Here is a 10,274-nt window from a genome sequence, read left to right as displayed (position 1 = left end):
TCATCATGCAGGCCCTGCTGACACCGCTGCTGTCGCTTGCCGGCATCGTCGATTCTCTGCTGGGGCGCCGAAAGGCCCCACCCACCGTTCCACCCATGCCTAACGCCTGACATCAAACACAAGAAGGAGAAGACCAATGGAAGTGATCCTGCTCGAACGCGTCGCCAAGCTCGGCCAGATGGGCGAAGTCGTCCGCGTGCGTGACGGCTTCGGCCGTAATTTCCTGCTGCCCCGCGGCAAGGCGCTGCGCGCCACCGAAGAGAACAGGAAGCGCTTCGAGACGCAGCGCGCCCAGCTCGAGACCCGCAATCTCGAGCTCAAGAAGGAGGCCGATTCGGTCGCCGAGACGCTGAACGGCCACTCGGTCGTGATGCTGCGTCAGTCGGGCGAGTCCGGCGTGCTCTACGGTTCGGTCTCGACCCGCGACATCGCCGAGGCCCTGACCGCGGACGGCTTCAGCGTCGACCGTAGCCAGATCACCCTGAACGCGCCGATCAAGACGCTCGGTCTKCACACCGTTCCGGTCGTGCTGCATCCTGAGGTTTCGGTCACCGTCACCATCAACATCGCCCGTTCCGCTGAAGAGGCCGAGCGCCAGGTCCGCGGTGAGAACGTCACGGCTCGCGAGGAGTTCGATCTCGACGATCTCGGTCTCGAGGTCGGCGCGGCACTGGCCGAGGCCGGCGACAACGACGATCGCTGAGACGACCTCGTCTAACCATGAGTCAAGGGCGCCGTGGCAACACGGCGCCCTTTTCGTTGGAGGGGTGTGAAGATCGGGAGGAAGCCGCATTGCCTGCTGGCATCGGGCGTCAGGGTGCTAGAGTACATTTTATCCGACTCATCTCAGCCGAGCTTGCCCGCAGATCATGGCCACTGCCACCGCCCTCGTTGCCCGTCTCGACAGTCAAGAGGCGGAGTATCGCGTCCAGCCCCATAATATCGAGGCTGAGCAGGCGCTGCTGGGTGCAATCCTGGTCAATAACGACGCGTTCTACCGCGTCTCGGACTTCCTGCTGCAGGACCATTTCTTCGAGCCGATCCACCAGCGCATCTTCGAGTTGACCGCGAGTTTGATCCGAGCGGGCAAGATCGCGACGCCGATCACGTTGAAGACATTTCTCGCCGAGATCGATCTTGGCGGCATCACGGCCTCGCAATATCTCGCGCGCCTCGCGGCCGAGGCCACGACCATCATCAACGCGCAGGATTACGGGCGCACCATCTACGAACTCGCCATCCGGCGCCTGCTCATTGGCGTCGGTGAGGATCTGGTCAACGTCGCCTATGACGCACCGGTCGAGATGGCGCCTCGCGAGCAGATCGAGGAAGCCGAGCGTCGGCTCTATGAACTGGCCGAGAAGGGCCGCTACGAGGGCGGGTTCCAGAAATTCGATGGCGCGCTTCGCCTCGCGATCGACATGGCGGCGAGCGCCTACCAGCGCGCCGGCGGTCTCTCAGGCATCTCGTCCGGCCTCCGCGATCTCGACGCGCGCATGGGCGGCCTGCAGCGCTCGGACCTGATCGTGCTGGCCGGTCGCCCGGCCATGGGCAAGACCTCGCTTGCGACCAATATCGCGTTCAACATCGCCAAGGCCTGGCGCGGCGAGCGACAGGATGACGGTTCGCTCAAAYCCGTCGACGGCGGTATCGTCGCCTTCTTCTCACTCGAAATGTCGGCCGACCAGCTCGCGACCCGTATCGTCGCCGAACAATCGGGCATCTCGTCATACAAGATCAGGCAGGGCCGCATCTCCGAAGGCGATTTCGCGCGGCTGGCCGATGTCGCAAACCAGATCGAGAAACTGCCGCTCTATATCGACCAGACCGGTGGCCTCTCGATCGCCCAACTGATGGCGCGCGCGCGACGGCTGAAGCGCYAGAAGGGGCTCGATGCTCTCTTCATCGACTACCTCCAGCTGCTCTCGGGCTCGGCCAAGAAGGGCGAGAACCGCGTGCAGGAACTGACCGAGATCACGACCAGCCTGAAGGCGCTGGCCAAGGAACTCTCGGTACCGATCATCGCGCTCTCGCAGCTCTCGCGCCAGGTCGAGAACCGCGACGACAAGCGGCCCCAGCTCTCGGACCTGCGCGAATCGGGCTCGATCGAGCAGGACGCTGACGTCGTGATGTTCGTCTATCGCGAGGAATATTACCTCAAGGGCAAGGAACCGCGTGCCGGCACGCCGGAACATGCGACCTGGCTCAACGAGATGGAGGTGGCCCATGGTCTCRCCGAGTTGATCATCGGCAAACAGCGTCACGGCCCGACCGGCACCATCGCCCTGCAGTTCGATGCCGACGTCACACGCTTCTCMGACCGCGCCGAAGAAGCCCATTTGCCGGAACAGATATGACCGCCTTCGATACCCCGGATGCCGGCATGGCCGGCGCGACACTGACGATCGATCTCGGGGCGCTGGTAGCGAATTGGCGTGCGCTCGGACAGCGTGCCAGCGGGGCCGAGACCAGCGCCGTGGTCAAGGCCGACGCCTATGGCATCGGCATCGAGCCAGCGGTCACAGCTCTCGCCAAGGCCGGCTGCCGGACGTTCTTCGTCGCCCATCTGTCCGAGGGCATTCGGGCACGAGCCGTGGATCCGGACGCGGCGATCTATGTGCTGAACGGCCTCTTGCCGGAAACCTGCGGCCACTTTGCCCTGCACGGCCTGTCACCGGTGCTCGGTTCGCATGAAGAACTGCTCGAATGGGCCGCTTTCCGCCAGGGCGGAGCCGCGGTCAGGTCGGCGGCACTGCATGTCGACACCGCGATGAACCGGCTCGGGCTCTGGGCCGGCGAAGGCTTGAACCTCGCGCGTGAGCGCTCAGGCACGATCACGGCCGCAGGCATCGGTCTTGTGATGTCGCATTTCGCCTCATCCGAGGATGAGGCCGATCCAGCCAACGCGCGACAGGCCGCAGCCTTCGCCGATATTGCAGCCGCCTTCCCCGGCATTCCCGCCTCGCTGAAGAACTCTTCGGGTCATTTCCTCAAGGATGTCCCATCCTATCAGCTCACCCGGCCGGGCTACGCACTCTATGGCGGCAACCCGACGCCGAACCAGCCGAACCCGATGCAGCCTGTCATCGGGCTGGAGGCACGCATTCTCCAACTGCGCGAGGTCCAGGCCGGCACGCAGGTGGGCTATAACGGCCGCTGGACCGCACCGGGGCCGCGCAAGCTCGCCACGATCTGCCTCGGCTATGCCGATGGCTACCCGCGCAATGCGAGCTGGACGGATAGCAGCACCGGCGGTTCGGCGATCGTTGGCGGCGTTACCTGCCCCTTCGTCGGCACGGTTTCGATGGACCTGATCATCATCGATGTCACGGATGCGCCTGCCGCTGCCGCCGTGCGGGGCGCGCCGGTGACGCTGATCGGCGGGCCGCTCGACATCGAGACGGTGGGCGCTGGAGCCAAGACCATCGGCTACGAGATCCTGACCGGGCTGGGCGGGCGCTATGCGCGCCGCTATGTCGGGCTCTAGTGCCGAATGGCGAAACGCGGTCCAACCTATACCTGCCAAGCCTGCGGCGCAGTCTATCATCGCTGGCAGGGCAAATGCGACGCCTGCGGCACATGGTCGTCGCTCAGCGAGGAAGCGCAGGCTGCGCCGGTGCCGGGCGGACGCGGCTCGTCGAACGGCCGCGCGCGGGGCCGTGTCTTTGCGCTCGAGACGCTCAAAGGCGAGACACAGGATGCTCCCCGCATTGTCGCCGGCATCGGTGAGCTCGACCGCGTCACCGGTGGCGGTTTCGTGCCCGGCTCTGTGCTGTTGATCGGCGGCGATCCCGGCATCGGCAAATCGACCCTGCTGATGCAGGCTTGTGCGGCGCTCGCCAATGGCGGCCATCGCGTCGTCTATGTCTCGGGCGAAGAATCGACCGGGCAGGTCCGCCTGCGGGCCGAACGCATGGGCCTCGCCGATGCGCCGGTCGACCTCGCTGCAGAAACCAATGTCGAGGACATCGTCGCCACCCTCAATCAGGGTCAGCGTCCGGCCCTCGTCGTGATCGATTCGATCCAGACCATGTGGTCGGGCGAGGTTGAAAGCGCGCCGGGCACAGTGACGCAGGTACGAGGCTCGGCCCAGGCATTGATCCGCTATGCCAAGACCAGCGGCGCCTGCCTGATCCTCGTAGGCCATGTCACTAAGGACGGTCAGATCGCCGGGCCGCGTGTGGTCGAGCATATGGTCGACGCCGTTCTCTCCTTCGAGGGCGAAGGCGCACATGCCTTCCGCGTCCTGCGCGGGCAGAAGAACCGCTTCGGAGCAACTGACGAGATCGGCGTCTTCGAGATGACCGGCAAGGGATTGTCGGAAGTCACCAATCCATCGGCCCTTTTCCTGGCGGGCCGGGATCAGGCCGCCCCTGGGGCCGCGGTCTTCGCCGGAGTTGAGGGCACGCGGCCGGTGCTGGTCGAGATCCAGGCGCTGGTCTCGCCGACCTCACTTGGCACGCCGCGGCGCGCTGTCGTCGGCTGGGAGAACAGCCGTCTCGCGATGGTGCTTGCCGTGCTCGAAACCCATGGCGGCCTAAGGCTCGGCCAGCATGATGTCTATCTCAACGTAGCCGGCGGCCTGCGGGTCAACGAGCCGGCCGCGGATCTGGCGGTTGCCGCCTCGCTGATCTCCTCGCTGACCGGAGCGATTCTGCCGGCCGAAGGCGTTTATTTTGGCGAGATCGCACTGTCGGGGGCGATTCGTCCGGTTTCCGTCACGGCTGCCCGCTTGCGCGAGGCTGCCAAGCTCGGCTTCGAGGCTGCACTCTTTCCCGCAGGTGGAGCAGATTTCGGCGATGGCAGCGGGCTGGGACTGCGCCGTTTCGGGCATGTTGCGGAGCTCGTCGCCGATATCGCGGCTCGCGCTCCTCGCAGGGATGTGAAATGAACCGCCCCCAAGGGTGACGGAACCCCTTCGAACGCGTATAGCAAAATCGTTGCGGCCAGCCCATTTCTTGCGGGCCACCCCTAGATGCTAGAGAAGCGGCTTCCTACATGCCTGTCACAATCCTCGATCTCGTCGTCATCGGCGTGGTTCTGATCTCGGCGTTGCTGGCCGCTGTGCGCGGGCTGACACGAGAAGTGTTGGCTATCGCGTCCTGGGCGACGGCAGCTGTGGTGGCTTGGGTGTTTCATCCCCAGTTCCTGCCGCTGGCGCAGCAACATATCCCGAACCAGACCATCGCGTTGGTCGCCGTGATCGCGGCCCTGTTCCTGGTAACCTTGATCATCGTGTCGCTCGTGACTGCCCGGATTTCCGATTTCGTCCTCGACTCGCGTATCGGCGCGCTCGACCGGACGCTCGGCTTTGTCTTCGGCGCCGCCCGCGGGCTGCTGCTGGCGGTGATCGGTTACGTGTTCTTCACCGCGCTGATGGGCGACAAGAATCTCCCGACCTGGGCAAAGGACGCCAAGGCCAAGCCGATCCTCGAAGAGACCGGCCGCTCGCTTTTGACGATGCTGCCGCAGGACATCAATTCTGACTTCGTCAAGAAGCTGCTGAAGCCCAAGACCGGCGAAGAGCCCGCCGAGGCGCCGGCCGAGGAGCCGCGCCCACCGGCGAGCCCGACCGCTGACCCGCAGCGCCGCACTGAAGTGCCGAACGCCAACGACCGCCAGGCGCTACAGCGTGCGATCGAAGGCACCCGCCCGGGAACGCCTGCCCAAACTCGTCCGTAATTGGAGCGTAACGCAGCCGTGTTACAGCGTATGGAGCCCGTAATGACGTCTCAACCCGAGACCCACGACGCCTTCGATCCCTATGCCGACCGGCTGCGCGAGGAATGCGGCGTCTTCGGCATCTTCGGTCATGCCGATGCCGCCGCGCTGACCGCGCTCGGCCTGCATGCTCTCCAGCATCGTGGCCAGGAAGCGGCTGGTATCGTGACCTTCGACGGCAGGCGCTTCCATTCGGAGCGGCGTCTCGGCCTTGTCGGCGATGCGTTTTCGGAAGCCTCGGTCATCGACAATCTCCAGGGCGCGCAGGCGATCGGTCATGTGCGCTATTCGACAACGGGGGAAACGATCCTCCGAAACGTCCAGCCGCTCTTCGCCGAGCTGCATGGCGGCGGCTTTGCCGTTGCGCATAACGGCAACCTCACCAACGGCCTGACGCTGCGCCGCAACCTTGTCCGTGACGGTGCGATCTATCAGTCGACCTCCGATACGGAGGTGCTGCTCCATCTTGTCGCCCGCAGCCGCAAGACCCGCTTCATCGATCGTTTTGTCGATGCCATCCGCCAGATCGAGGGCGCTTATGCCTTCGTCGGCATCACCAACAAGAAGTTGATTGGCGCTCGCGATCCGTTGGGCATCCGCCCGCTCGTGCTCGGCGAGCTCGACGGGGCACCGATCCTGACCTCCGAGACCTGTGCGCTCGACATCATCGGCGCCAAGTTCGTCCGTGAGGTCGAGAACGGCGAAGTCGTCGTCATCTCCGAGGACGGCATCGAGAGCCACAAGCCCTTCCCGCCGGTTGCGGAACGCCCCTGCATCTTCGAGTATATCTACTTCGCCCGGCCGGACTCGATCGTGAAGGGCCAGAGCATCTATGAACGTCGCAAGCGCATGGGCGCGCAGCTGGCCTCGGAAGCGCCGGCAAATGCCGATGTGATCGTGCCCGTACCGGATTCGGGCGTGCCGGCGGCGCTGGGCTTTGCCCAGGCAAGCGGCGTTCCCTTCGAGCTCGGCATTATCCGCAACCATTATGTCGGGCGCACCTTCATCGAGCCGACCCAGAAGGTCCGCGAACTCGGCGTGCGGCTGAAGCATTCGGCCAACCGCAGCGTGGTCGAGGGCAAGAGTATCGTTCTGGTCGACGACTCGATCGTGCGCGGTACGACCTCGTTCAAGATCGTCAAGATGATGCGCGAGGCTGGAGCGCGCGAGGTGCATTTCCGCATCTCGTCGCCGCCGATCACCCATCCCGACTACTACGGCATCGACACGCCCGACCGCGAGAAGCTGCTGGCGGCAACGCATACCCTTGAGGAGATGCGCCAGTTCGTCGGCGCGGATTCGCTCGCCTTTCTCTCGGTCGACGGTCTTTACCGCGCCATGGGGCATGAACGGCGCGATCCCGCCCGGCCGCAATTCACCGACCATTGCTTCACCGGCGACTACCCGACCTCGCTGACCGACGTCATCGGCGAGAGCGCCAAGCAGGAATTGTCCCTCTTGGCCGAAGCCGGCTGATCACAAGAGTCTATGATGACCAAGCCTCTCGCAGGGCGCGTCGCGCTCGTCACTGGCGCGTCGCGCGGTATTGGCCGCGCCGCAGCCCTCGCCTTCGCCAATGCCGGCGCCCATGTCGTTGCTCTGGCGCGAACCTCCGGCGCGCTTGAAGAACTCGATGATGAGATTCAGGGCATTGGCGGCAGTGCGACGCTGGTTCCTGTCGACCTCGGCGATGCGGCTGCGATCGAGAAGCTTGGCCCCGCTCTGCTGCAGCGCTGGGGCAAACTCGACATCCTGCTCGCCAATGCCGGCATCCTCGGCCCCCTGACCCCGCTCACCCATGCCTCGCCGAAGGAATGGGCCAAGGTGTTCGAAACCAATGTCACGGCCAACTGGCGCCTGATCAAATCGGTCGAACCGGCCCTGCAGGCCTCGGATTCGGGCCGGGTCATCGTGATGTCGTCAGGTGCGGCGCATAAGTGCCTGGCCTATTGGGGCCCGTACTCGATCTCGAAGGCGGCCGTCGAGGCCATGGCGCGCACCTATGCAGCCGAGACCGTGACGACCCCGCTCAAGGTGATGATCGTCAACCCCGGCCCCCTGCGCACCCGCATGCGGGAAGAAGCGATGCCGGGCGAGGATCCGCTGACGCTGAAGACCCCGGAAGACCTCGCTCCGCATCTCGTACGCCTGGCCTCGCCCGATTGGGCGGAGACCGGCAAGATTTTCGATTTTCCGCAGGGCAAGGTACTGAGCCCGCAAATGCCGGCCTAAATTGGCGCGCGTCCTGGGGGGCGCAAAGTGGCGATCCCTCTCTTTAGGCAGCATCGGATTTTCCCCGAGAGGTGGATTCCACTTTTCGGTCTGATGCCCTGCTCGAGAGCAATCAGTCTCCCGCGCGCGGCGCCGCACGCGCCAGCGTGATCAGATCGGGGATGGTGAGGTTTGGCAGCGCCGCCATCTCGTCGAGCGTAAACCAGCGTATCTCGACATGCTCGTCGCAGAGGTTGACCGCGTCCCCGCCCGCCCAGGCATGCACGACGTAGATGTGGTGCAGCGCCTCGCCATTGCGCTCCGGAAAGCGCTCCGGCTCCGACAGCACCAGCTGATACCGTGTCGGGACAAGGCCAACTTCCTCACGGCATTCGCGCAGAAGCGCTTCCTGGAGGCCTTCCCCCGGTTCGACCCGGCCACCGATCGCATCCCAGTGATCGGCCCATGCGCGCTTCCAGGATGCCCTCAAGCCGAGCAGAACCTTGTTTTCCGGGCTGACGAACAGGGCGCTGACCGTCTCGAGCATCCGCCCCTCCATCTGGCCTACTCCGCCCGCAACCAGCGGAACAATGCGGCGTCGTCTCCGCTCTCCAGAGCAGTCGCGACCCGTCGACCGACCGCGGCGCCAAATTTGTAGCCATGCCCCGAACATGCGGAGACCGCGAGCGCCTTGCCAATCCGGCGCGCGAAGAATGTGCCATCCTCGGTGAAGGTATAGGCGCAGGTCGCGGTACGCTTGACGCGATACTCATCGAGCCGAGCGAGCGGCGGGGCAAAATAGTCGCGGATCTGCTCGCCCTCCCCGGGACGAGGCTCGCGCTCCTCGTCGGGCTCTCTCGGGCGGCGATGGATTCCTGCGCCCAGCTTCAGTTCGGTCCCGTCCACAGGCGGCAGGATGTAACCGTGTCTGTCGCCACCGACGCTGACCATGGCAGGCGCACGCTGCCAGGCGTCACGGAGATCCCCGGGCGGATCGAGATAGACGACCGCAGTGCGGTAGGTCTTCAGCGCATCGCCGAGTTCCGGGAACAGGCGCAGCACCCAGGCCCCAGCCGTCACCACGACCTGGTCGGCAGCAATCCGCGCCCCATCGTCAAGGATGGCGACGCCGGCATCCGGCTCCACGGCAGAAACACGCGCATTGGCCTGAATCGCGACGCCGCGTTCCGCCAGAAGTCGGAGCAGATCCGCCGCAATCCGTGCCGGAAAGAGAGCGCCGCCGTCGGCACTGAAATAGGCGTAGCGGAGGCTTGCCGCATCGAGAAAGGGCCAGCGCGTCGCGGCTTCGGCAGGCGCATGCAGCGTATAAGGCTGTGACGTCCGGTCGAGCCCGTCGCGATACTGCTCGCCCTCGTCGCCCTCCTGCAGCGAGACGCCGAGAACGCCGCAATTGGCGAGGTGGGACCGGCCGAGATCAGCCCACATCTCGTCCCATGCCGCGAAGGCCTCCGGGATGGTGCGGGCATAGCCATCGGCACTGCCATAGGCGCGACGGATGATGCGATGCTGGTCGCCCGAGGCGGCGTAGGGATTGGGAATCACCGGCGCCTGCTCGAGCAGCGTTACGTCATGGCCACGTCCGCTGAGAGCCCAGGCCGTCGCAAGGCCGCCAATGCCCGCGCCGACGACGGTGACCTTCACTTGCGCTTGTTGCGATCGTAGGGATTGTCACCGCCGCGCGTATGCAGGCGGATCGGTGTGCCCGGCAGCTCGAATGCCTCGCGCAGATTGTTGACGAGATAGCGCGTATAGGACACCGGCAAATGGTCGAGCTGGTTGCCGAACAGCGCGAAAGTCGGCGGGCGCGCCTTTGCCTGCGTCATATAGCGGATCTTGATGCGGCGTCCGGCGACGGCCGGAGGCGGGTGAGCCGAGAGCACGCCTTCGAGCCAGCGGTTGATCCGCGCCGTGGAGACGCGGCGATTCCAGACGTCATAGCTGGCGAAGACAGCCTGCATCAGCCGGTCGATACCCTCGCCCGCCAGACCAGACAGCGGAACGATCTGCACGCCGCGCACCTGCGCCAGCAAATGGTTCGCCTTCTCCTTGAGCTCGGCCAGCAGGCCTTGCTTGTCGGCAACGAGATCCCACTTGTTCAGCCCGATGACAACCGACCGGCCTTCGCGCTCGGTCAGGTCGACCAGCGTCAGGTCCTGTTTCTCGAAGRGAATGGTCGAATCGAGCAGGACGACGACGACTTCGGCGAACCGAATGGCCCGAAGCGCATCGGCGACCGAGAGCTTTTCGAGCTTCTCCTCGATGCGGGCGCGCTTGCGCATGCCCGCCGTGTCGAAGAGCTTGACCGGGCGGCTGCGCCACTC

General features: G+C 65.1%; 10 protein-coding genes. 7 read left to right on the top strand and 3 right to left on the bottom strand.

The genetic code is table 11. The features are described 5' to 3' along the window. Positions 1-136: 136 nt before the first annotated feature. The 7 genes from rplI (at position 137) to AC1D34_RS27420 (ending at position 7,953) form a co-directional block, all read left to right on the top strand. The gene (gene rplI / locus AC1D34_RS27450; protein ID WP_441491852.1) at positions 137-703 is read left to right on the top strand and encodes a 50S ribosomal protein L9; all 567 of its coding nucleotides are present in this window, start codon (positions 137-139) and stop codon (positions 701-703) included. Positions 704-869: 166 nt separating this feature from the next. Next, positions 870-2,357, top strand: coding sequence for a replicative DNA helicase (locus AC1D34_RS27445; RefSeq protein ID WP_476825903.1), 1,488 nt, complete (start codon positions 870-872; stop codon positions 2,355-2,357). Then, positions 2,354-3,487, top strand: a complete 1,134-nt coding sequence (alr, locus tag AC1D34_RS27440; RefSeq protein WP_476770022.1) for an alanine racemase — start codon at positions 2,354-2,356, stop codon at positions 3,485-3,487. The genes AC1D34_RS27445 and alr overlap by 4 nt, the downstream gene beginning before the upstream one ends. Before the next feature lie 6 nt (positions 3,488-3,493). Continuing rightward, positions 3,494-4,891 (top strand): DNA repair protein RadA, encoded by a 1,398-nt coding sequence (radA, locus tag AC1D34_RS27435; RefSeq protein WP_441491854.1) that lies wholly within the window; start codon positions 3,494-3,496, stop codon positions 4,889-4,891. Between the two features lie 107 nt (positions 4,892-4,998). Continuing rightward, entirely contained in the window at positions 4,999-5,682 is a 684-nt protein-coding gene (locus AC1D34_RS27430; protein WP_476825902.1) for a CvpA family protein, read from the top strand. 42 nt (positions 5,683-5,724) lie between these two features. After that, positions 5,725-7,197, top strand: a complete 1,473-nt coding sequence (gene purF, locus AC1D34_RS27425; RefSeq protein ID WP_476775416.1) for an amidophosphoribosyltransferase — start codon at positions 5,725-5,727, stop codon at positions 7,195-7,197. Between the two features lie 12 nt (positions 7,198-7,209). Continuing rightward, positions 7,210-7,953: an SDR family NAD(P)-dependent oxidoreductase gene (locus tag AC1D34_RS27420; protein WP_441491857.1), complete on the top strand. Its 744-nt coding sequence runs from the start codon at positions 7,210-7,212 to the stop codon at positions 7,951-7,953. Between the two features lie 112 nt (positions 7,954-8,065). Here the strand turns inward: AC1D34_RS27420 and AC1D34_RS27415 are convergent, their stop codons facing one another. From AC1D34_RS27415 to AC1D34_RS27405, 3 genes are all read right to left on the bottom strand, one after another. After that, entirely contained in the window at positions 8,066-8,479 is a 414-nt protein-coding gene (locus tag AC1D34_RS27415; protein ID WP_476770024.1) for an NUDIX hydrolase, read from the bottom strand. Positions 8,480-8,496: 17 nt separating this feature from the next. After that, positions 8,497-9,594: an NAD(P)/FAD-dependent oxidoreductase gene (locus tag AC1D34_RS27410; protein ID WP_441505514.1), complete on the bottom strand. Its 1,098-nt coding sequence runs from the start codon at positions 9,592-9,594 to the stop codon at positions 8,497-8,499. Then, a partial coding sequence (locus AC1D34_RS27405) for a GTP-binding protein (RefSeq protein WP_476825901.1) occupies positions 9,591-10,274 on the bottom strand: 684 nt, incomplete at its 5' end. The genes AC1D34_RS27405 and AC1D34_RS27410, both read right to left, overlap by 4 nt.

This window comes from Allobosea sp. P1_A7 (assembly GCF_056406775.1).
The sequence above is the reverse complement of the archived record's forward strand: the minus strand, read 5'-3'. Positions and strand labels throughout refer to the sequence as shown.